The sequence below is a fragment of the Streptomyces thermovulgaris genome (assembly GCF_002155915.1).
GTDB lineage: Bacteria > Actinomycetota > Actinomycetes > Streptomycetales > Streptomycetaceae > Streptomyces > Streptomyces thermovulgaris.
Genome location: NZ_MUME01000040.1, coordinates 1 through 21,659, shown reverse-complemented (window position 1 = coordinate 21,659; position 21,659 = coordinate 1). Strand labels below are relative to the sequence as shown.

Genomic DNA, 21,659 nt, shown 5'->3' with positions numbered 1-21,659 from the left:
CTGTCGCCCGCCTGCGCGAACTGCTCCCGCCGCCCGTTTCTGGCGGTGACGTGGTGGACTGGGAAGAGATCGAACGGACGACGCGACTGACGTTCCCGGACGACTACCGCGAGTTCGTGGAAACGTACGGTGGTGGTGAGATCGATGAGTACCTGTCCGTCAGCACGCCACCGGTCCCCGGCTCGGCGTATGGGGATCTCCTGGACAGAGTCGATCCTGCCCTCTCGGACAGGGACCGCGAAGAGCTGGGTTCCCTCTTGCCGGGAGGCCTGCTGCCGCCATTGCTGCCCTTCGCGGACTCGGCGAGCAGCGATGTCGCTTTCTGGCTGCGCGAGGGTGCTCCCAACAACTGGCGGGTGGCCGTCTTCCGGAGACAGACTCCGTACGGGAAGAATCACTGGACCGTATTCGACGGCGGCATGGCGTGGTTCCTTGTAGCGGTCCTGACTGGTGAGGTGAACCCGCTCAGCGAACGGCTCTCGGTGGAGAACCAGTACGTGTTCGTGTCCTGGCGTGGGGTGTAGAGGCTGTCCTGACAATGATGCTTCTGCCAGCCCTGGTGTCCCATCGCAGCTCAGAGCGTTGGGCTCGCGCCCTGGAGGTGTTTCGGATGGGATGTCGGACCTGGGTGATCAACAGGGCGATCACTGCGACCATCCCGGTGGGGGCACGGCCGTGATGAACGTCGTGGAGACACCAAGGGGTGAGGACCTGGTCGGTCCGCGACGGCGGTAACTGCCTGGTGCGTTCGCGGACCGCGGCCGTTCGGTAAGCGTCGCTTGAAAGCAGAGGACGGGGGCGGGTCGGCAGGTTCCGTCAGCGTAATGCGTTGATGCTCAATAGGCGCAAAAGGGAACCAGAGTGAACGCGCCGGAGGAACTCCGGCATTTGGTCTCGCCTAGAGGCTCGAGCAACGCATCGGTCGACTGAGGGCGGATGCGCGAGTCGTGGGGCAAGGGCTTCCCCTCCGACTACCGGAAGTTCATCGAGGTGTACGGGTACGGGGCAATCGAGAGCCACCTTGAGGTCCTGAAGCCCGAGCTCAAAGAGGCGGAGTCGGCGACCTCCGACATGGCCAACGCGACCTGGGAGGCCGAAGACGCCTGGTCGTGGGCACGGAAGTCCCCCTGAACTGGCGGACACGACGCCCGAGCTGATCGCCTGGGGAGGCGATGCGAGCGCCGACCGTCTGTGCTGGGACGCCTCCCATGAAGACCCTGACATGTGGCCTGTCCTGGTGTACAACCGGGGCGACGCCCTGTGGCACCGCTACGACTGCGGAATGGTGCAGTTCCTCCTGCAGGTGTTGCGGGCGGAATTCGACAAGTGCCCCCTCGGTGATCTCTCCCTCTGGGGACGGGATTCGGCGACTTCCTGAACCGGCGGGAGGAGGAACGCCTGTGGAAGAAGGGGGTGGATCCGTGGACGGGTGAACCGGATCCGTACGCCGGAATGTTCGACGACTGACCACGGACGGAACGGCAGCTGCCAGCTGGAAGCGTTCGATGCCTGGAAGGACCCCGCCGTGGGGGCTCGGTACAACCTGGGCGACATGCTTCTCCGGGGAGGAACGGACGGCGCGGATGCGTTGTGCTGGGTCACCTCGGAGGCCGTTCCGGACCGTTGGCCGGTGGTGGTGCGGGCTCGCCATGGAGGTGGCCGGAGCGTCTACGAGTGCGGGATGACGGAGTTCCTCGTGCGCGTCCTGCGCGCCGATTTCGATGAGTGTCCTGTCAGCAACGCCACCTTGTGGGGTGAGGGCACCGCGCGTCTCCTGAACTTCAGGGAGGAGCGGTTCCTGGACGAGGGCGTGGACCCGTGGACCGGCGAGTCGCTGGACCCCTTCGCGGGCTTGTAGACAGGTCGTGTCCGAGAACGAGCTGCCGGAGATACTGGCGAGATGGACAGATGGCAGGGCCCTGCCACGTTTGAGTGGTGGGCTGATTGGTTGACCTGCCTGGGCGGGTTCGGTGTGCGCGTTACGGCCCACGTCACCGGCAGCGACTGGGTGTGTGAGGTAGTCCTCGATCCTCCTTTGGCCGAGAACGAGCGTGAAGGGTTCGACCTCCTGATGGCGCGTGATCCGCTCTGCACCTTGCGCTTCGACACGGAAAGCACGCTGCTGGTCAATGTCACAGCGGTGGATGACGAACGTCTCTCCCTCTCCGCTTGTGAGGCGAAGCCGGTGCAGCGAGTCGAGTCCGGACAAGCGCAGCAGTAGCTGTCCAAGACGCCGAGGGGCCTTTGGCGTACCCCCGTCGCCACAGTGCAGGGTGCGCGCAGCGTGGTCAGTGCCGTTGTCAGCGGAGCCGACGCCGGCAGGTGAGGCTGCGTGCGAGGGGGCGAGGGTGTCATGGAGGGCGAGGCGTCGTTTCCGGCGGACGGCCAGGCACCTGATGGGGAAGGAGCAAGGAAAAGGTCTGCTCGACGACGTAGCGGAGCCTGCCCAGGCCCTCGGTATGGGGAGTCTTCGCAGGAGATCACCGGCAGGATGGGGCGTCCGCGCAGCTCGTGGCGGTCGGGGTTGCCGTCGTGTCTCTGGTCGCTGAGCAGAGTGTCGGACCGGCGACGTGGCCGTTCGGGCTTGCCGGCACCGATGGGATGCCGTCGACCAGGGCCAGGGCCTGGGCCTGGGGCGACATCGTTCGGCAGCGGTTGCCGGCTGATGTCGTTGCGGAGCACGTGCAGGATGCCCTGCGGGCACAGTCGGTTGTCCACCGGTTTCGGGCCGGGAGCCTTCTGCGGCCAGGGCGGCAGCAACAGCTCGATCAATGCCCACAGTTCGTCGTTCACGATCCACGGACGATTCCCACACCTCGCGAACGGCGGAATTGTCCCTGCTCCAGCTGTGGATCGTGGCCTCACGCGGTGCGGCCGGATGCTTCGGCCGGCGTGGGCCGTGCCCGGCCTCGGCTTGGCCGGGGTTGGGGCCGGCATGTCGCCTGGCAGGCTCTACTCGTTGTCGTCGTGCTCGAACGGCCAGCCGATGACGTCTTCCGCTCGGACGTCGCGCAGGATCGCTCTCTCGAACCGGGCTCCGGTGACGTCGGTCAGTCCGTACGGGGGTGTACCGGTGTTCACTCGTCCGAAGCTGGCGCCGGTCAGATCGGTGTCGCGCAGGTCGGCACCCCGCAGATCGCAGCCGGCCAGGCTGACTCCGCGCAGTGAGGCCCCGCGCAGGTCTGCGCCGCTGAGGTCGCAGAGCTTGAACGAGCACCTGTCCAGGGTGGCGTGGCGCAGATCCGCCCCGGTGAACAGGCAACGGGTGAACCACAGCTGTGAGGTGCGCACGGAAGCAAGGTCCTGGCCGGTGAAGTCCTCACGGTTCACGGACGCATAGCGGTGAAGTGCGGCAAGTCGTTGTCTCGCGGTCAGTGACGTGGGCATACGTGTCAGGATGTCAGCGGGGCCGGTAACCGTCCTCTGAATTTCCGACGGCTCGCCGCCCGCCAGTCGATCACACAGGTCCAGAATGTCCTCGTCACAATTGACGGAACCTGTCCCGAATGCGGTTTCGTCCTGACCCTGTTGCCGGACGTGCCGTTCAGCGGGCAGGAGCTGGAGGCCCACCCGTACGAGCGGCGTACTGGAACCCGTCGGTTGCTCGATGGCAACCTCGCCCGCCACCCTGCCTGCGCGGGGCGGGAGCGTCGGATCGCCGGGCGGCCTGACCGACACCGACATCGCACACCGAGTGCACCCCGGGTGGAGGTTGTCCCGGTCTCGGAGGCGAAGTGAAGGCGAGACCCAAGGGCCATCCACGGACTCGTCTGCACGGGCGGACACCGTTTCGAAGTGATCCAGTCGTTCACCGCCCCGCTGCCGAGCTGCCCGGAGTGCGGCGGTGAGACCCGCAAGATCCCCAGCAGCTTCGCGATCGGCGGCACCGCCACCGTGCCACCGCCGCCGGAGCGGATGCCGCAGACCTGGAAGGGGACCTGCTACGGCGACCGCGACTACGTCACCACTCTGCGGCGAACTGCCGAGACCCGGCAGAAGCTGGAGGGCAAACATCCGGAACTCGCCGGCGACCGACGACCGGTCGTCGCGCACGAGGGCAGGTACGAGGCGGCCCCGCTGCGCGTCGGCGACCTGCTGCCCGCCCCCGCCAGAACCCCGGGCACAGCCGCTGGGACACCGTTTCCCATGGCGTGATCGTGAGGCACACCGGGTATGGCTCGGTACGAGACCACCAGGACTCCTGCGCCGGGACGTCGGCGAGTGGGATCGCCGGCCGCGACGAGCAGGAGTCCTGCCGTGTCACGGCCCCGGCCCACCAGCCGTCGCCCCCCCCGTGAACCACAGGACGGGAAGCGTTCAGTGCGCGAGTTCGCGGAGGTTCCGGCGTGTCAGTCCGAGGGCGCACACCAGCACCATGACGAGCGCTCCGGCAGCGAACGACTCTCGCAGCCATCCGCCTTCGATCAGTACTCCGCACAGGATCTGACCAAGGGGTTGCACGCTCAGTCCGGCGGCGACGAGGAGAGCCATGACCCTGCCGAGCACGGCGGAGTCGACGTTCCGCTGGATGATCGAGACGTAGTGGACCGAGGCAATGGCGTTGAGGACGCCGGCCACGACGAGGCAGACGGTGGCGACGGGGAGAGTGCTCAGGGGAAGCACGCCCAGGAAGGGCGCGGCCAGAAGCTGGAGGAGATAGACCCTTCGCAAGGGGTGGATCCTTCGCAGGGGAAGGAACGGAATCCTGGGCAGCCTGCTCGCCAGCAGTGCTCCCATGAGGCTTCCCGCGCCGAATCCGGCGATCATCAGGCCGAGGCTGGACGCACCCGTCAACTGACGTGAGATCGCGGGCAGACCCACGGAGAGCTGTCCGGCTGTCACCAGGTCGAGTGTGGCGTCGATGAGCAGAAGCGTGCGCAGCCAGCCGGTGCGCCGGACGAAGGCGAGGCCCTCGCGTACGAGGCCGGCCATGCCGTCGGTGGAGGTCGTGGTGCCGCCGAAAGCGGATCGGTGTTTCATCAGTGCGGCACAGAGGGCACCGACCGCGAAGCCGGCGGCGTTGAAACCGACTGCGGGGACCGGTCCGACGAAAGCGACGGTCATGCCGCCGGCGAGTGCTCCGACCAGCATGCTCGTGCTGTTCGAGACTTCCATCAGACTGTTCCCGCGAGGGCGGTCCTCCTCGGAGAGGAGGACGCCGGGAGCGCTTCTGAGGGCGGGAAGGAAAACGCCTCCCACTGCGCTCGACGCGGAGACCAGGCCGATGACGGCGACGGTGTCGGACTCCAGGAGAAGAGCAACGGCGAGGAGGCCCGCCAGGGCGCAGCGAAGGGCATCACAGTGAAGAATGATGTTCAGTGCACCGAGCCGGTCCACCAGCGGACCGGAAAAGAGGGTGCCGATCAGCTGACTGATCGTGCCGACGGCCAGTACTGCCGCGAGTGCGCTTGCCCCTCTCCCGGTCTCCAGGATCCACAGGGAGACGGCGATCGTCTGAAAGGGGCTTCCGATGCTGGAGAAAAGCTGCCCCAGCCACAGGACTCTGAAGTTCCGGAAAGAGCGGACCTCAGGGGGCGATGTTGTTCTTGACGTCTCCGTCACAGTCGTCGACCCTCGCCGCGCACGCCGAAGGTCTCAGGCCCGCGTAAGTGGTGCTGTGACAGGTTCTTGATGAATCGAGCACGGCGGGGCTTCGCCTTGATCACGGGGCACGCCTTTCGGGGTGAGGTGTACGGAGCCTTCCCTGCCTGTCGCCTCTGAAGGTCTCGGCGAAGGCCGGGAGTTCTGATGTGTGGGCACGGTCGGTGCCGCAACGCCCATCAGTATGGGCTCGGGGCCGTGATCGGCCACGCCGGATTCGGCCATGTGCGGGGCTCGGCCGCGCAGTCGGCGGAGTGGGGGCGTCCCGGTGGCGGTCTGCGGGCTTCGCCCTTCTGCAAAAGCGCGCCCTGCTCTCACCGTGACCGCAATGTCAGTGGCCGGTGCGAGGATCCTGGCGCAATTGCACGAGGAGGGGATTTGCATGGGCACCTGGGGCACCGGCCCTTTCGACAACGACGCGGCCGCGGACTTCGCCGATGCTCTCGACGACGCCGAACCCGAGGAACGTGAGGCACTGATCCGTGGCGTCCTCACACGCACCGTCAACGCCACCGGCTGGCTCATCGAAGAACAGGAGGCAGTGGCCGCAGCCGCGCTCGTTGCGGCGCAATGTCCTGGTGGCGACCTGGTCGACACGGCTGACGGCCCCGAAGAACCCATGCCCGTCTTCTCCGACGATCTCCGGGAGCTCGCGGACAAGGCTCTCGCTCGGATCATGAGCGACGAGACCGGATCAGCCTCGAACTGGGTCGATCCGGAAGACGGGAAGCAGTGGCAGGCCGGCCTCAACCGACTTCGCGCAGTGCTGGCTCCGCCGGAATCGTCCATCCCGCTGTTCCATGTCGAGCCATGACAGGTCGTTCCTGTCACCGGGTCTGAGCCGGATGACGCCGTTCTGCTCCTCGCACCGCATGCCGGAAGGCGGACAGGGCCGGTGCGGGCAGCGACTGTCGCTGCCCGCACCGGCCCTGTGGTGCTGGAGTGCGCCGGGTCAGTAGGCGGAGTTGACGTTGTCGATGGAGCCGTAGCGGTGGGCGGCGTAGTTGCAGGCGGCGGTGATGTTGGCGACCGGGTCGGTGATGTTGTGGGGGGTGCCGGGGACGTGGTAGGCCCTGAAGGTGGGGGCGATGACCTGGAGGAGCCCCTTGGAGGGGGTGCCGTTCTTGGCGTTGATGTCCCAGTTGTTCTGGGCGTTGGGGTTGCCGCCGGACTCCCGCATGATGTTGCGCTTGATGCCCTCGTAGCTGCCGGGGATGCCCTTGGCCCTCATGATCTCCAGGGACTGCTTGATCCAGCCGTCGAGGTTGTTGGCGTAACCGGCCTTGCCCTGCGCGCTGCGGTTGTTCTGGGCGGAGGCAGTGACCGCGGAGGACTGCACCTGGGTTGCCTCGGCGGCCTGTGCGGGGGAGGGCATCAGGGTGAGGGCAGCGGCTGCGGCGCCGGTGGTGGCGAGGCCGGTGACGGCGAGGGTGCGCAGACGGGCGAAGCGGCTGGTGCGGGTGATCGCGGTCATGCGGGAAAAACTCTCCGGTGGGGGACAGGTCGTCGGGTGCCGGCCGCGGTCGGTGGCGGTGGCGTACGGGGCGGGGCCCCGCGTCGCACGGCCTTGACGGGCGGGGCCGACGGGATCCGCCGATCCGCACCGCGTGGCCGGAGCAACGACAGACATGGTTAGCGGCGGCCGGTGCGGGCCGCAAAGATGTGACGTACTACCCGACTACGGAGGTATGTCTGAAATGCGCCGCTTTGGAGATTTTCTTTGCTGTTCGGGGTGATCCGGTCTCTACGATGCCCGTTAGGGAGTGATCTGGCTCCTATGGGAGGCATCACATCAGCAGGCCCCTGTCGGGCCGTCGACGGGGGCTCACGGGGCGGCATCAGCCGGGTTCGGAGCGGTCCGGACGAGGGGTGTGCGGGCGGAGGTCCTGCCCCAGGGAAGAGGGCGGAACGCAAGCGCCCCGCACCGGGGACGACCGGTGCGGGGCGCGCTGTCGCAGGAGAGGTCTTCGGGGAGGTCTCAGGTCCGGGCGGCGTACGAGACGAAGCGGTGCCATGCGGTGGGGGAGAGGGTGAGTCGTGGGCCGTGCCTGTCCTTGGAGTCCCGGACGTGGACCACCTCGGCGGCTTCCGGTTCCCGCCGGGTTATGGCCACCTCGACGCAGTCGCCGTCTCCGCCGCTGCTGTAACTGCTCTTGAACCAAGCCAGGTCACTGATGCTCATGGCACTCCTCGCAGCCGTCGCAACAGGCTCACGGAGTCTTCGAGGGTGAGAGCCTGTGAGCGCATCCTGGCATACCGCATCTGCAGGACGCTGACCTCCTTGGCGTCGGACACGAACAGACCGCCACGTTGGCCTTCGTTGTACGCGAACCACCGGTTTTCCGGGGTCTCGAGCAGCTGCATCGGACCGTCGAGCCCGGCGTGGTTCTCCTGCACTTGAGGCATCACCTGCACCTCGACGTTCCGCAGTTCCGCCAGCTCCAGTACGTGGTCGATCAGCTCCCGTGTCACCTCCACCCCGCCCGTGCGCCGCAGGAACAGGTGCTCCTCCAGGATGAAGCTGAACGCCGTGTTCGGCCGTTCCCACAGGAGTTTTTGCCGCTTCGCTCGTGCCGCCCACTGGGCCTCGATCTGTTCATCGCCCAGCGGCGGCAGTTGGTTCACGAACAGCGTGCGCGCATACGCCTCTGTCTGCAACAGGCCCGGCACGACCCGGCACTCGTAGGTGCACAGGTTGATCGCCGTCGCCTCCAGCCGCGCCCACTGCCGGAACCACGCCGCCAGTCCCGGCTGCCTGGTCAGGTGTTCCGCCGCCTTCCGCAGTGCGCCCGTGTTGCCCAGGGCCTGTTCCGCCCGCTCCACGAAGGCCGCGTCCGGCATCCGGCGGCCCAGCTCCACGGAGGCCACCGTGTGAGGGGAGAAGCGGACCAGCTCGCCCAGTTCCGCCCGGGTCAGTCCGGCGTGCTCGCGCAACGCCTGGACGACCGCGCCGAACGTCCGCAGGCTGTCCGAGTACCCGGGCTCGCCGCCCGTCCCAGCCCCCACCGTGCCGTCCGCCGCCATCGGCAACCTCCCGTGCCCCTGTCCCACCGCACACATCGAGCACGGTCATGGTTACGGACCGTCATGTGTACCGTCCAGTCCGCAGCCGCGTACGCTGTCGCGGCGTACATGGCTTCTGCCTGGTCAAAGCCCTTGTCGGGGCGCCAGATTGGGGCCATGACCGCACCTTCCGCGCCTCAACGGCCGGTTACCGTACGTATGTTCACCCAGCGTTTCAGCTCCACCCCGCTCGGCGCCCGCCTCGCCCGGCATCTCGCTCTCGCCCAACTCCACACCTGGGGCGTCCCGTACGGCACCCCGCTCTCCGACGCCGCCGCCGTGATCGTGGGCGAGCTGGCGGCCAACGCCGTGACCCACGGCCGCGTACCGGGCCGGGACTTCGAACTGCGCCTGACGCACACCCCGGGCGTCCTGCTGCGCATCGAGGTGTCCGACACCCGCGGCGAACACCGGCCGTCGGGGCCCGCCGACCTGGTGCCGTCCCCGTCCCTTCTCGACGAGGCGGGCCGGGGGCTGTTCCTCGTCGACGCGCTCGCCGACCGGTGGGAGGTGCTGGACCGCACGTCCCGGGGCGCGGCCCTGCCCGGGAAGACGGTCCGGGCCGAGCTGGACCTGCCGTTCGCGTGACGCGCACCGTGCCGAGCCCCCGGGGCGGCGGGCGGACGGCCGGGGTCAGCGACGGCTTGAGCGGCCCGAGCGGTCCGGCTTTCCCGGGCGTCCCGGGCGGCGCGTGCGGGGTGAGCGCGACTTCTGCCCGCGGCGGGCCAGCGCCGCGCGGACCGCGGGCTCGCCGCGGGTCGCGGCGAGCAGGAGCCCCACCGCGTACAGGGCGGCGATCAGCGCGCTGCCGCCGTAGGAGAACAACGGCAGGGGGACGCCTGCGACGGGCACCAGCCCGAGGACCCCGCCGATGTTGATGCCGGCCTGGACCGCGAACCAGGTGACGACGCCGCCCGCCGCCAGACGGACGAACGGGTCTCTGCCGCGGCCGGCGATGCGCAGGCCGCCCGCGCACAGCGCCGCGAGCAGGACCAGCACGGACAGGGTGCCGGCCAGTCCGAGCTCCTCCCCGGTGACGGCGAAGATGAAGTCGGTGTGCGGCTCGGGCAGCTCGCCCCACTTCTCGAAGCTCGCGCCGAGCCCGTTGCCGAGCAGGCCGCCCGTCGACAGCGCGTACAGGCCGTGCACCACCTGCCAGCACTGGTCGTCCGGGCCGGGGTCGCCCGCGCCGAGGCAGGCGAACCGGGACATGCGGTGCGGGCTGGTGGTGATCAGCGCGGCGGCGAGCAGCGCCGCGCCCGCCAGGGCGGCGCCGAACAGCCGCAGTGGCGCACCGGCCAGCCACAGCAGACCGAACAGCACCGCCCACAGGATGACCGCGGTGCCCATGTCGCCGCCGAGCAGCATCAGCCCCGACAGCAGCAGCGCGCCGGGCACCAGCGGCACCAGCAGGTGCTTCCACTGGTTCAGCAGCCGGTGCCGCTGCTTGCGGGCCAGCAGGTCCGCCCCCCACACGATGAACGCGGCCTTGGCGAACTCGCTGGGCTGCAGCACGAACGGACCGCCCAGGCCGAGCCAGTTGGTCTGGCCGTTGACGGTCCGCCCCAGTCCCGGCATCTGCACCAGTGCCAGCAGCAGCACGGACCCGCCCAGCAGGGGGTAGGCCAGCAGCCGGTGCTTCCTCACCGGCATCCGGGAGGCCGACAGGGCCAGTGCCGTGCCGATCACCGCGGCCATGAGCTGCTGCCGCAGATAGAACGTCGGCGGCAGGTTCTGGCGCAGGGCCTGGATCTGCGAGGAGGAGAACACCATCACCAGCCCCAGACCGGCGAGCAGCACCGTGCTGCCCGCCACCAGGTAGTAGGCGGTCAGCGGCCGGTCCCAGGCCCGCCGCAGCCGTGCCAGGGCGCGGTGCGGACGGCTCTGTGCGGCGGGCGCGGCCACCCGCTCGGCGCGTTCCGCGGGCGGCCGGACGGACCTGGCTCCGGCCCGTTCGACGCGCTCGGCCTTCCGGCGTCCCCGCGTCGCCGTGGTGCCCCGGGCACCCGGCACGCGCTTCCCCGTGTGAGCACTCCGTGAATCGCGCAGGTGCGTCTTCGTGGACGGACGCGCTCGGCCGTCCGGCGCACGGCGCTTCGACGCCGGTGACATCCCCATCCCGTCAGCGGTGCGGGCCCCGCCGGCGCCGGAGGCGGGCGGGGCGGCGTTCCGGATCCTCCCGGCCGTTCCGCGCGAGTCGTACGGCAAGGGCGGTGTCGGCACCTTGTCCCACGCCGGCCATCCTCTCCGGTGACATCCTCAACTCGCCAATCGAGCAAGCCTGGTGGGGACCATGATCACATGCCGCGCCCGGTCCTGCGCGGCGGATGCGGGTCGCTCCCGGTATCGATACGGTGACGTACCGATACGCCCGCGTACCGGTACACTCGCGTATCAATGGGTGCAGGCCCGTCAACGCCCGTCAAGGGGTGTACGCCGCGGAAGAGCGGACATCGGGGCCGCCCCGGCGTGAGCGAGCGCGAGTGAGGAGCGGAGCGATGACGTCGCAGGTCGCGGACGGGCCGGGAACGGCCGCCGTCTCGCGCCGCTCCCGGCTCACGCCCGAGCGCGAGCAGGAGTTCTACGACGCCGTGCTCGAGCGGATCCGCACCTGCGGCTACGACGCCGTCACCATGGAGGGCATCGCCGCCGCCACCCGGTGCAGCAAGTCCACGCTCTACCGGCAGTGGGGGACCAAGCCGCGGCTCGTGGCGGCCGCCCTGCGCTCCAGCAGCCGCCCCCGTTTCACCGGCATCGACACCGGCTCGCTCGCCGAGGACCTGCGGCAGGTCGCCCGGGTCGCGGGGGAGTGGTCGAAGGAGGAGGCCCGCCTTCTCCAGGCGCTCGGGCACGCGGTCACGACGGACACCGAGCTGAGGCGGGCGCTGCGGGAGGCGCTCGTGGAGCCGGAGGTCGCCGCGCTGCGGCGGATCCTGCGGCGCGGGGTGGAGCGCGGCGAGGTCGACGCCGGCAATCCGGCGCTGGAGTTCGTGCCCGCGCAGGTGCTCGGTGTCCTGCGCGGCCGGCCCGTGCTGGAGGAGGAATACGCCGACCCGGACTATCTGTTCCGGTTCATGGAGGCCGCGGTGCTGCCCGCGCTCGGCCTCGGTCCACGGCCCAGGCCGCCGTCCGCGGGATGACCGGACGGTGACCTGACCGCGCCGCACCGTGGGGACGGGGGCGGCGCGCACCCGGGCCGGGCGGGGCGCCCCGAAACGGAGGGACGTCCCGCCCGGTCGACGCAGGGCCCGTCCGGCCGGCGCAGGGCCCGTCCGGGCGGCTCGTCCGGGGCCCGGCGGCCTCAGACGGTGAGGTCGTTGCCGCTGCCCGCCGCCCTGATGCCCCGGGTGATCTCGTCGATCACGGACTGCTTCTCCCCCACGTCCACGCCGAAGCGGACGACCACCATCTGCCGTGCGTCCACCGGGGAGGGGAAGGCCAGCGACTCCACGTACCCGTCGGAGCCCGTGCGGGTGATGGCCTTCCAGCGGACCAGATAGCCCTTCTGCCCGGCCACCGTCACCTCCTTGGAGGCCAGCACCTCGTGCGAGGTGATCCCGCCGTAGGCGGTGCCGCCGTAGGACTCCTCGGCGTTCGCCGCGATGTCGGCCTTGGCCACCTCCTCCGCCGTACGGCCCCGGGTGCCCAGCGCGACCGCGGGGGCCGAGTAGGCGCCGCCCTTGGTGCAGCTCTGGCCGGTGTCGCCGGGGCAGGCGTAGGAGTCGCTGGAGGTGATCTGGGCGCCCATGGTGAGCCGCCGGCCGTACCAGCCGTCGGGGACGGGCAGGGTGATGCCGTTGAGCACGTCGGTCACCGAACCGCTGGTGATCTTCGGTGCCTCCCGGCGGTCGCCGTCGGACCCGTCGGACTCGCCGGGGTCCCCGGGCCCGTCGGGGCCGTCGTCCCGGCCGTCCGGCTCCTGCCGCGACCCGGCCACCCGGCTGTCGCTGCCGCCGTCCGTGCTCAGCGCGTACACGCCGACGCCGATGCTCGCCAGCAGCGCCGTGACCGCCACGGCGGCGACGCCGATCCGCAGACCGCGGCGCGCGCCCTGCTGCGGGGGAGCCGGCGGCAGGCCCGGGAAGGCGGGCTGTCCCGGGTGCCCCGGGTGTTCCGCATGCCCGGTGTACCCGGTGTGCCCGGGATGCTCCGGGGGGTGCCCCGGACGTTCCGGGTGCGGCCCGGCGGCCGGCGGCTGCGCCGGGGGACCCCATGCGGCCGCTGCTCCTGCCGGACGGATCCGTTCCGTCCACGCCCTGCCGTCCCACCAGCGCTCGGTGGCGGGGCCGTCACTTGTCTGCCCCGGGTCGGGGTACCACCCGGGAGGAGTCGCCTGCGTCATGTCCCCACCGTATGAGGCACAGGTGAGAACCCGCTGAGAGGACCCTCCGCTTCCGCTGCCGTTCCGCCGTCCGTCCCCGCCGTACGCGGGTTGATCTCTCGCGTCCGCCTGCACTGGTCGTGGGACCGGCGAGTCGTCCTCCTGTACCGCAGGTCACCCGTCACGGCAACAGGTACGAAGACCCTCTCCACTTTGACCTTCCGACGGCTACGCTCGAAGTCTGCACGCCGTCGGGCGACTTGGGAGGTAGCGGGATGACGGAGGTACGGCCGGGCACGGCCGCCTCGGCTTCCTTGTGGGAGCGTGACGAGGAAATCACCACCGTCCAGCGTGCGATCGACGCCCTGTGCGCCGACCGTTCGTCCTCAGGGGAACTACTGGTCTTCCAGGGCGAGGCCGGACTGGGCAAGACCGCCCTGCTGGCCGAGACCCGGCGGATCGCCGAGCAACGCGGCTGCACCGTGTGGTCGGCGCGCGGCGGCGAGACCCTCCAGTCCGTCCCCTTCAACGTCGTACGGCAGCTGTTGCAGCCGGCGCTCATCTCGCTGATGCCCGAGGAGGCCCGCGAGTACCTCGGCGACTGGTACGACATCGCCGGCCCCGCCCTCGGCATCGCGGAGCCCGGGGACCGGCAGGCCGACCCGCAGGGCGTGTGCGACGGCCTGGTCGCCGCGGTCCGGCGGCTGGCCAGGCGCGAATGGCCGCTGGTGCTGCTGATCGACGACGCCCACTGGGCCGACGAGGAGACCCTGCGCTGGCTCGCCGCGTTCGTCGAACGCCTCGACGACCTGTCCGTGCTGGTCGTCGTCACCCGCCGGCTCGGGGAGGCGCACGGGGCCGGCGCCCGGATCCTGGAGACGGCCGTCGCCGCCGCGACCGTCAGCGACCTGAGCGCCCTCACCCCGGAGGCCACCGCGGGACTCACCCGCACCACCCTCGGCCCGCACGCCGACGCCCCGTTCTGCCGGGAGGTGTGGGCCGTCACCGGCGGAAACCCCTACGAGACCGTCGAACTCCTCGCCAAGGTGCGCGACAGCGAGATCGAGCCGGTCGAGGCCCATGCCGGTGAACTGCGCGCCCTGAACCGCTCCGCCCGGGGCGGCGGCCTCGTCGCCCGTCTCGAGGAACTCGGCATCGACGCCACCCGCTTCGCCTGGGCCGCCGCCATCCTGGGCACCGGCATCTCCGTGGAACTCGTCGCCCGGCTCGCCACCATGAGCCGCGAGGACGCCGAACGCTGCGCCCGGCTGCTGCGCGAGGCCCGCATCCTCACCGAACCCGACCCGGCGACGGTCCGGAGCGGCGACAGTGAGCTGGAGTTCGTGCACCCGCTGATCGCCACCGCCGTCTACAACTCGATACCCGACGCCCTGCGCACCGCCATGCACGGCATCGCCGCCCAGGTCGTCACCGACTCCGGACTCGGCGTCGCCGCGGCCTCCCGGCACCTCCTCCAGGTCCACCCGGACGACGACGATGAACTCGTCGAGCAGCTGCGCCAGGCGGCCCGGGAACACCTCGCCGTCGGCGCACCCGAAGCGGCCCGCCGCTGTCTGGAGCGGGCCCTGCTGGAACCCCCGGCCCCCGAGGTGCACGCCCATGTGCTCTACGAGCTGGGCTGCGCCACCTTCCTGACCGCACCCGCCACCACCATCGAGCACCTCCAGCGGGCGATGAGCATGCCCGGCCTGGACCGCGCCACCCGCGTGGACGCCGTGTGGCGGCTGTCCCAGGCCCTGCTCCACAACAACCAGCTGGAGGAGGCCGTCCGCATGGTGGAGGCGGAGGCCGCCCGCCACGAGCCCGGGCCCATCCGGCTGCGGCTGCAGGCCGTGCAGTACATGTGGGAGAGCCTGCACGCCGGGGAGCCGATCTCGGCGAACCGCTCCGAGCGGCTCGCCGAACTCGCCGCGGGCTGCGCCGGACGCGACAACTCCGAGCGCGCCCTGCTGATCCTGCGGGGCTTCGACGTCATGACCCGCGGCGAGAGCGCCGAGGAGGTCGTCGAACTGTGCGACCGCGCCCTCGTCAACGGCCGTCTCGCCCCCGGCCTCGGCTGGACCGACACCGAGTGGGGCATCGAGCTGCTGCTGATGCTCGCCGCCGCCTACGCCTACACCGACCGCCTCGACCGGGCCGAGGCCCTGTGCACCGAGGCCGTGCGCGCCTACGAGACCGCGGGCTGGAGCGGCGGTCATCTCGCCCTCGCGCACGCCTACGTCGGCCTCGCCCACCGCAGGCGCGGCCGGCTGCGGGAGGCGGAGGAGGCCCTGCGCGAATCCCTGCGCCTGGCCGAACGGGTCGGCCGCGGGCTGCCCATGTACTGGACCGTGAGCTGCAACCTGGTCGACACCCTGCTCGCCCGCGGCCATGTCGCGGAGGCCTGGGAGGCCGCCGAGCGGTGCGGGTTCGCCCCGCCCTACCCGTCCACCATCATCATCCCCGACCCGCGCAGCGTGCGCGGCCGGCTGCTGCTCGCCCTGGGCCGCACCAAGGAGGGCATCGGCGAACTGGAGGAGGCCGAGAAGGCGGCGGCCGTCCGCGGTCACCACAACCCGGTCACGGTGCCCTGGGCGGCCGACCTGGCCCGCGCCCTCGCCACCGAGGACCCCGAGCGGGCCGCCCGGCTCGCCGCCGAGGTCCGCCGCAGGGCCGAGCGGTTCGGCACCGACACCGCCATCGGGGAGGCCCTGCGCTGCGCCGCCGCCCTGGAGACCGGTCAGCGCAAGGTCCGCCTGCTCTCCCAGGCCGTCGCCTATCTGGAGGCCTCTCCCTGCCAGTACGAGCACGCCGCCGCGCGTGTCGAGTACGGCATCGCCATCCACTCGGCCGCCGAACTCGAACGGGGGCTGGCCCTGGCCCGCTCCTGCGGCGCGGACGGTCTGGTGACCCGGGCCCGGGACGCTCTGAACGCGGAGCACGGACTGCCGCAGTCCGCATACTGAGCAGATGGTCACCCACTGAGCGGCCGGTCACCGTCCGAGCAGCCGGCCACGGCCCGCACGGGCCGGTCACGGGCTCGTGCCGGGCTGCCGGGGCCGGTCCTCGCCGGACTCCTCCGCCGGCACCCGCTGGGCCACCGCGAACGCCGAGTTGGCCGCCGGGACCCCGCAGTACACGGTGCTCTGCAGCAGCACCGCGCCGGTCTCCTCCACGGTGAGCCCGTTGCGGCGGGCCGCCCGCACATGCGGGGCCAGCTCGTCGTAGTGGCCGCGCGCGATGAGCGCCGTCAGGGTGATCATGCTGCGCTCGCGGCGGGTCGGCGTCGGATCGGTCCAGATCTCGCCCCAGGCACAGCGGGAGACGAAGTCCTGGAAACGGGCCGTGAAAGGGGTCTGCCGGGCCTGTGCCCGGTCCACCTACGCATCGCCGGGCACCTCGCGCCGCACCTCCATGCCCCGCCGGGGAGGCCCGTCGAAGTGGGAGCGCAGCGCCGCCAGAACGGCCCGGGGGCACTGCGCGGGCGCCAGATGCGAGGCACCCGGAATCTCGACCGGCGTCGCCTCCGGCACCGCGTCCGCGATCTGCCGCAGATGCGCGGGCGGGGCCGCCGGGTCCTCCCGGCCCGCGACGAGCAGCGTGCGCACACCGATCTCCGGCAGCCGGTCGGTCAGGCCGAAGGCGGCCAGCGCGTCGCAGCAGGCGGCATACGCCTCCGGGCCGGCCTCCCGGTGGGCGCGCACCAGCTCCGGCACGGTGAAGTCACCGGCGAACCACCGTGCCGGGACGCTCTCGGCCAGCGGACCCATCCCCTCCCGCCGGACCCGCTCGGCCCGCTCCCGCCAGGGCGCGGCGCCGTTGAAGTGGGCCGAGGAGCAGATCACGGCGAGCGCGTCGAGGCGCTCGGGATGGTGCACGGCCAGATGCAGCCCCACCGCACCGCCCAGCGACACCCCCGCGTACGCGAACCGCTCGATGCCGAGCGAGTCGGCGAGCGCCAGCACCAGAGCGGCGAGGTCGCCGACGGTCGCCCCCGGACCGATCGGCCCGGCCGGTGAACCGCCGTGCCCCGGCAGGTCCCAGCGGATCACCCGGTGGGAGACCGACAGCTCCGGGGCGACCTTGTCCTACAGCGCGTACGAGGTGCCCAGCGACGGCCCGAGCAGCAGCGGGGCGGCGGAAGCGGGGCCTTCGACGAGGTGGTGCAGGATCAACGTCGCTCCAGGGCACGGTCGGTGAGGGCGGCGGCAGCCCCCTCGTAACGGGCGGGGTCGGTGAGCGCGTCCAGGTCGACGCCCTTCGACTCGGGCTGCTCGGCGAGGAGTTCGCCGAGGCTGCGGCCCTCGGCGAAGGAACGCCGGGCGAGTTCGGCGAGCAGGGCCCGGGCACGGGCACGGCCGAGCACGGGGGCCAGCTCGGCCGACAGCCGCTCGGAGACGATCAGCCCCCGGGTGAGACGCAGATGCGCGCGCATCGCGTCCGCGTCCACCCGCAGTCCCCCGGCCAGTTCGACGGCGTCCCGGGCCGCGCCGCCGACCAGCCGCAGCAGCTCCCGCAGCGGCTCCCACTCGGCGTGCCAGGCCCCGGGCGGCCGTTCGTCCTCCGCCGCCAGCGACCCGTACAGCGTGGCCGCGAGCTGCGGTGCGCGCCGGGCCGCGGCGGCGATCAGGGTGGACCGCACGGGGTTCGTCTTGTGCGGCATGGCCGAGGAGCCGCCGCCACCGCCCTCCGCGAGTTCGGCGATCTCCGTGCGGGACAGCACCAGCACGTCCACCGCGACCTTGCCCAGCGCCCCGGCGGTAAAGGCCAGGCACCCGGCGAGGTCGGCGATCGGGGTGCGCAGCGTGTGCCAGGGCAGCAGCGGCTCGCACAGGCCCAGTTCCCGGGCGTACGCCGCGACCAGTGCGGTCGCGTCCTCGGCGCCGTACGCCGAGAAGGCCGCCAGCGTCCCCGCCGCGCCGCCGAGCTGGACGGGCAGCGTGTCGCGTACCCGGGCGATCCGGTCCCGGGCGTCCAGCATCAGCGACCGCCACCCGGCCGCCTTCAGCCCGAAGGTCGTCGGCACCGCGTGCTGGGTCAGCGTCCGCCCCGGCATCACGGTGCCGCGGTGCTCGGCGGCCGACCGGGCCAGCGCCTCCCCGACGCGGTCCAGGTCGGCCAGGACCAGGTCCAGGGTGCGCACGGCGACCAGCATCGTCGCCGTGTCCATGATGTCCTGGCTGGTCGCGCCCCGGTGGACATAGGGGCCGTACTCCTCGCCCACCGCCCGGGTGAGCTCCTCCACCAGGGGGATGACGGGGTTTCCGCCGTCGCGGGCACGCCGTGCGAGCGCGCCCGGGGAGAAACGGGCCGGGTCCGCCGCCCGGGTCACCGCCTCGGCCGCCTGCGCCGGGGCGAGGCCGAGCGCGGCCTGGGCCCGGGTGAGGGCGGCCTCCGCGTCCAGCAGCGCCCGCAGATACGCGGCATCGCCGGTCGCGGCCGCGGCGGGGGAGTCCGCCCAGCCGGGGCCGAGCAGACCGGCGTCGGCATCGTCGGACAGCAGGTCGCCGGGGGAAGGTGTCACCGGAACTCCAGGAAGACCGTCTCGCCCTCGCCTTGAAGGCGGATGTCGAAACGGTAGGCCCCGCCGTCCTCCCGTGCCGCGATCAGCGTGCCGCGCCGTTGCTCGTCCAGCCGGGCGAGCAGCGGGTCGGCGGCCAGTACGGCCTCGTCGCCGGGCAGGTAGATGCGGGTGAACAGGTGCACGAGCAGCCCGCGGGCGAAGACGCACACACTGAGGCAGGGGGCGTTCCGTCCGCGTGCGCCGGGCCGCAGCGTCCGCACGTACCAGTGACCGTCGGCGTCGGTCCGGACGCGGCCGAAGCCGGTGAACTCCACGCCGTTGCGGCCGAGGAAGCCGCCGGAGGCCGGGTCGCGCCGCATCGAGCCGTCGACGGCCGGCAGATTGCCGTCCGGGTCCGGACCCCACACCTCCAGCAGGGCGTCCGGCAGCGGCCGGCCCTCGCCGTCGAGGACGTACCCGTGCACGGTGATCGTGTCGGGGTGCCCCAGCGGTGCGACGTCCTCGCCGCCGGGGAAGGGGAGCGCATGGCCGTAGAAGGGGCCCACCGTCTGCGACGGGGTGGGCGGCACGGGTCCGGGGCTGCTGGTGCCGGTCCTCGTCATGACGGATCAGCGCCCTTCCTCGAGCCAGGTGGCGTACGGGCCGTCCAGCACGATGTCCCAGCGGTAGCCGAGCGAGAACTCCGGCACCGACAGACTGTGGTCGTAGGTGGCCACCAGCCGCTGCCGGGCGGCCTCGTCCGTCACCGACTGCAGGATCGGGTCGTACGGGAGGAGCGGATCGCCCGGGAAGTACATCTGCGTCACCAGCCGCTGGGTGAACGCCCTGCCGAACACCGAGAAGTGAATGTGCGCCGGACGCCAGGCGTTGAGATGGTTGCGCCACGGGTACGGGCCCGGCCGGATCGTGGTGAAGCGGTAGAAGCCGTCCGAGTCCGTCAGGGTACGGCCCACCCCGGTGAAGTTGGGGTCCAGCGGGGCGTCGTGCTGCTCGCGCTGATGGGCGTAGCGGCCGGCGGCGTTGGCCTGCCAGATCTCGATGAGCTGACCGCGCACCGGCCGCCCGTCGCGGTCCAGCAGCCGTCCGCAGACGGTGATCCGCTCGCCGATCGGCTCACCGGCGTGCTGCCGGGTCAGGTCGTTGTCGGTCTCGGTGACGTCCCGTTCGCCGAAGGCGGGCGAGGACAGCTCGACCAGCTCCGGATTCCGGGTCACGTCGATGGCGACCAGCGGCTGTCGGGGGTGACGCAGGACCGAGGAGCGGTACGGCGCGCAGTCGCGGCGCGGATGGTGCTCGACGGGAGCGCCGTCGGCGCGGCGCTTCTCGTACGCGGCGCGCTCGGCCGCGATCTCCTGGTCGATGTCGTGTTGAGTGGGCGTGTGCCGAGTGGGCGTCATGGGCGTTCCTCACGCTTCCCTGGGCGTCGGAGGATCGGAGGACAGGAGGCAAGGGCGGGGACGGGTCCGAGAACGAGGACGAGGGCGGGGACGAAGAGGACGAGGAAGAGGGCGACGAGGCAGGGGAACGAGGGCGGGGCGGAGACCTCTCACCTCAGGTTCTCCGCGACGGTCGGCTCGGCGTCGGTCCTGGCGGCGAGCTCGTCGACGGTGACACCGGGCGCGGTCTCGACGAGCAGCAGTCCCTCCCCGGTGACGTCGAGGACGCCGAGGCCGGTGACGATCCGGTCCACGCACGCCCTGCCGGTCAGCGGCAGCGTGCACTCCCGGCGGATCTTCGGCGTGCCGTCCTTGGCGGTGTGGGTCATCAGGACGATGACCGTGCGGGCGCCGTGGACGAGGTCCATGGCTCCGCCGATCCCGGTGACCAGCCTGCCGGGAACGGCCCAGTTCGCCAGGTCGCCGCGCGCGGAGACCTCCAGGGCGCCGAGCACGGCGACGTCGATGTGACCGCCGCGGATCATCGCGAACGACAGCGCCGAGTCGAAGAAGGAGGCGCCGGGCAGAACGGTGACGGTCTCCTCGCCGGCGTTGGTCAGGTCCGGGTCGACGGCGTCCTCGGTGGGGTAGGGGCCGGTGCCCAGGATGCCGTTCTCCGACTCCAGGACCACCTCCACCCCCTCGGGCAGATGGTTCGGTATCAGGGTCGGCAGGCCGATGCCGGGGTTGACGTACTGGCCGTCGCGCAGTTCACGTGCGGCCCGGGCGGCCATCTCCTCCCGTGTCCAGGCCATCGGCCGCTCACCGTCCCCCGGGCCGGCGGCCTGGAGCGGGGCGGGAGACCGTGCGCCGTTCGATCCGCTTGTCGGCCGCCTGCTGCGGGGTGAGGGCGACCACCCGCTGGACGAAGATGCCCGGCGGGTGCACCGCGTCCGGGTCGATCCCGCCGGGCTCGACCAGCTCCTCCACCTCGGCGATCGTGATGCGTCCGGCCATGGCGGCCGGCGGGTTGAAGTTCCGGGCGGCCTTGCTGAGGACCAGATTGCCGTGCCGGTCGCCCTTCGTGGCGCGCACCAGGGCGAAGTCGGTGCGGATGGCGCGCTCCAGCACATACAGGGCGCCGTCGAGCTCGCGGACCTCCTTCGGCGGCGAGGCGACGGCGACGCCGCCGGAGCCGTCGTAGCGCCAGGGCAGTCCGCCCTCGGCGACCTGGGTGCCCACCCCGGCGGGGGTGCAGAAGGCGGGGATCCCGGCGCCGCCGGCGCGCAGCCGCTCGGCCGGCGTGCCCTGGGGGATCAGCTCCACCTCCAGTTCGCCGGCCAGGTACTGCCGGGCGAACTCCTTGTTCGCGCCGATGCAGGAGCCGGTCACCCGGGCGATCCGCCCGGCCGCGAGCAGCACCGCGAGACCGGACTCCAGCGCACCGCGGTTGTTGGAGACCACCGACGGTCCGCCGACCCCGCGCTCGTACAGCGCCTGGATCAGTACGTTCGGCACACCGCCGAGTCCGAAACCGCCCACCGCCAGCGATGCGCCGTCAGGCACATCGGCCACCGCCTCACGGGCCGTGGCGGCCACCTTGTCCATCGGAAGAAGCCTCATCTCCGCCGAGTGCTCGGCATCCGGATGGTCAGGGCACTGACTGCTTCCTCGAGGTCTCTCACGCTGTCATTCGAACCGTGCACCGTCAAGACCTCGGTGAACTGCCTGTTCAGACGGCATTTCGGAGGGGTGGGGGCGCGGGGCGGCCGAC

Annotated in this window: 21 protein-coding genes and 1 pseudogene; 9 read left to right on the top strand and 13 right to left on the bottom strand. The window is 71.5% G+C overall.

Annotated elements, in window-relative coordinates:
• The first annotated feature begins 50 nt into the window (after positions 1 to 50).
• The 4 genes from CCN35_RS04745 (at position 51) to CCN35_RS30165 (ending at position 2,221) form a co-directional block, all read left to right on the top strand.
• On the top strand, positions 51 to 524 hold the full coding sequence (locus CCN35_RS04745; RefSeq protein WP_245863010.1) for an SMI1/KNR4 family protein: 474 nt from the start codon (positions 51 to 53) through the stop codon (positions 522 to 524).
• Between the two features lie 412 nt (positions 525 to 936).
• Positions 937 to 1,131 (top strand): hypothetical protein, encoded by a 195-nt coding sequence (locus tag CCN35_RS04740; protein WP_079129824.1) that lies wholly within the window; start codon positions 937 to 939, stop codon positions 1,129 to 1,131.
• 550 nt (positions 1,132 to 1,681) lie between these two features.
• Positions 1,682 to 1,858: a hypothetical protein gene (locus tag CCN35_RS30170; protein ID WP_158100375.1), complete on the top strand. Its 177-nt coding sequence runs from the start codon at positions 1,682 to 1,684 to the stop codon at positions 1,856 to 1,858.
• Positions 1,859 to 1,900: 42 nt separating this feature from the next.
• On the top strand, positions 1,901 to 2,221 hold the full coding sequence (locus CCN35_RS30165) for a hypothetical protein (protein ID WP_086791618.1): 321 nt from the start codon (positions 1,901 to 1,903) through the stop codon (positions 2,219 to 2,221).
• A 731-nt stretch (positions 2,222 to 2,952) separates the two neighbouring features.
• Here CCN35_RS30165 and CCN35_RS29930 read toward each other — a convergent pair.
• Positions 2,953 to 3,387, bottom strand: coding sequence for a pentapeptide repeat-containing protein (locus CCN35_RS29930; protein ID WP_086791617.1), 435 nt, complete (start codon positions 3,385 to 3,387; stop codon positions 2,953 to 2,955).
• A gap of 369 nt (positions 3,388 to 3,756) precedes the next feature.
• On the opposite strand from CCN35_RS29930, the gene CCN35_RS04715 reads away from it, so the two are divergent.
• A complete protein-coding gene (locus tag CCN35_RS04715) occupies positions 3,757 to 4,155 on the top strand; it encodes an FmdB family zinc ribbon protein (protein WP_107501026.1) in 399 nt (132 codons plus the stop codon).
• Between the two features lie 162 nt (positions 4,156 to 4,317).
• On the opposite strand, the gene CCN35_RS04710 is transcribed toward CCN35_RS04715, so the two are convergent.
• Positions 4,318 to 5,562, bottom strand: coding sequence for an MFS transporter (locus CCN35_RS04710; RefSeq protein WP_086791616.1), 1,245 nt, complete (start codon positions 5,560 to 5,562; stop codon positions 4,318 to 4,320).
• Between the two features lie 421 nt (positions 5,563 to 5,983).
• On the opposite strand from CCN35_RS04710, the gene CCN35_RS04705 reads away from it, so the two are divergent.
• The gene (locus tag CCN35_RS04705; protein WP_086791615.1) at positions 5,984 to 6,415 is read left to right on the top strand and encodes a DUF4259 domain-containing protein; all 432 of its coding nucleotides are present in this window, start codon (positions 5,984 to 5,986) and stop codon (positions 6,413 to 6,415) included.
• Between the two features lie 138 nt (positions 6,416 to 6,553).
• On the opposite strand, the gene CCN35_RS04700 is transcribed toward CCN35_RS04705, so the two are convergent.
• The 3 genes from CCN35_RS04700 to CCN35_RS04690 all read right to left on the bottom strand — a co-directional run bounded on the left by CCN35_RS04700 (position 6,554) and on the right by CCN35_RS04690 (position 8,625).
• The gene (locus CCN35_RS04700) at positions 6,554 to 7,075 is read right to left on the bottom strand and encodes a transglycosylase SLT domain-containing protein (RefSeq protein ID WP_086791614.1); all 522 of its coding nucleotides are present in this window, start codon (positions 7,073 to 7,075) and stop codon (positions 6,554 to 6,556) included.
• Positions 7,076 to 7,579: 504 nt separating this feature from the next.
• Positions 7,580 to 7,783: a DUF397 domain-containing protein gene (locus CCN35_RS04695; protein WP_067396968.1), complete on the bottom strand. Its 204-nt coding sequence runs from the start codon at positions 7,781 to 7,783 to the stop codon at positions 7,580 to 7,582.
• Entirely contained in the window at positions 7,780 to 8,625 is an 846-nt protein-coding gene (locus CCN35_RS04690) for a helix-turn-helix domain-containing protein (RefSeq protein WP_086791612.1), read from the bottom strand. Before CCN35_RS04690 ends, CCN35_RS04695 begins: the two co-directional genes overlap by 4 nt.
• A gap of 156 nt (positions 8,626 to 8,781) precedes the next feature.
• On the opposite strand from CCN35_RS04690, the gene CCN35_RS04685 reads away from it, so the two are divergent.
• On the top strand, positions 8,782 to 9,252 hold the full coding sequence (locus CCN35_RS04685; protein WP_086791610.1) for an ATP-binding protein: 471 nt from the start codon (positions 8,782 to 8,784) through the stop codon (positions 9,250 to 9,252).
• A gap of 45 nt (positions 9,253 to 9,297) precedes the next feature.
• Here the strand turns inward: CCN35_RS04685 and ftsW are convergent, their stop codons facing one another.
• Positions 9,298 to 10,677 (bottom strand): putative lipid II flippase FtsW, encoded by a 1,380-nt coding sequence (gene ftsW, locus CCN35_RS04680; RefSeq protein ID WP_425444278.1) that lies wholly within the window; start codon positions 10,675 to 10,677, stop codon positions 9,298 to 9,300.
• A 485-nt stretch (positions 10,678 to 11,162) separates the two neighbouring features.
• Between ftsW and CCN35_RS04675 the strand changes: the two genes are divergently transcribed.
• The gene (locus CCN35_RS04675) at positions 11,163 to 11,804 is read left to right on the top strand and encodes a TetR/AcrR family transcriptional regulator (RefSeq protein ID WP_067396960.1); all 642 of its coding nucleotides are present in this window, start codon (positions 11,163 to 11,165) and stop codon (positions 11,802 to 11,804) included.
• 161 nt (positions 11,805 to 11,965) lie between these two features.
• Here the strand turns inward: CCN35_RS04675 and CCN35_RS04670 are convergent, their stop codons facing one another.
• Positions 11,966 to 13,006, bottom strand: a complete 1,041-nt coding sequence (locus CCN35_RS04670; protein ID WP_086791608.1) for a DUF2510 domain-containing protein — start codon at positions 13,004 to 13,006, stop codon at positions 11,966 to 11,968.
• Between the two features lie 254 nt (positions 13,007 to 13,260).
• Here CCN35_RS04670 and CCN35_RS04665 point away from each other — a divergent pair, with 254 nt between their 5' ends.
• Entirely contained in the window at positions 13,261 to 15,951 is a 2,691-nt protein-coding gene (locus CCN35_RS04665; RefSeq protein ID WP_067396956.1) for an ATP-binding protein, read from the top strand.
• A 66-nt stretch (positions 15,952 to 16,017) separates the two neighbouring features.
• Here the strand turns inward: CCN35_RS04665 and pcaDC are convergent.
• The 6 genes and pseudogenes from pcaDC to CCN35_RS04635 form a co-directional block, all read right to left on the bottom strand.
• Positions 16,018 to 17,160, bottom strand: a pseudogene (pcaDC, locus tag CCN35_RS04660) (bifunctional 3-oxoadipate enol-lactonase/4-carboxymuconolactone decarboxylase PcaDC).
• Positions 17,157 to 18,488: a 3-carboxy-cis,cis-muconate cycloisomerase gene (pcaB, locus tag CCN35_RS04655; protein WP_086791624.1), complete on the bottom strand. Its 1,332-nt coding sequence runs from the start codon at positions 18,486 to 18,488 to the stop codon at positions 17,157 to 17,159. The pseudogene pcaDC and the gene pcaB overlap by 4 nt, the downstream one beginning before the upstream one ends.
• Positions 18,489 to 18,505: 17 nt before the next feature.
• Positions 18,506 to 19,111 carry a protocatechuate 3,4-dioxygenase subunit alpha gene (gene pcaG, locus CCN35_RS04650; protein WP_086791606.1) on the bottom strand — a complete coding sequence of 202 codons (606 nt, stop codon included), beginning with the start codon at positions 19,109 to 19,111 and terminating at the stop codon, positions 18,506 to 18,508.
• 6 nt (positions 19,112 to 19,117) lie between these two features.
• Positions 19,118 to 19,906 carry a protocatechuate 3,4-dioxygenase subunit beta gene (gene pcaH, locus CCN35_RS04645; RefSeq protein ID WP_067396951.1) on the bottom strand — a complete coding sequence of 263 codons (789 nt, stop codon included), beginning with the start codon at positions 19,904 to 19,906 and terminating at the stop codon, positions 19,118 to 19,120.
• Positions 19,907 to 20,055: 149 nt separating this feature from the next.
• The gene (locus CCN35_RS04640; protein WP_086791604.1) at positions 20,056 to 20,700 is read right to left on the bottom strand and encodes a 3-oxoacid CoA-transferase subunit B; all 645 of its coding nucleotides are present in this window, start codon (positions 20,698 to 20,700) and stop codon (positions 20,056 to 20,058) included.
• 7 nt (positions 20,701 to 20,707) lie between these two features.
• Positions 20,708 to 21,493, bottom strand: a complete 786-nt coding sequence (locus CCN35_RS04635; RefSeq protein WP_086791602.1) for a CoA transferase subunit A — start codon at positions 21,491 to 21,493, stop codon at positions 20,708 to 20,710.
• Between the last annotated feature and the right edge of the window lie 166 nt (positions 21,494 to 21,659).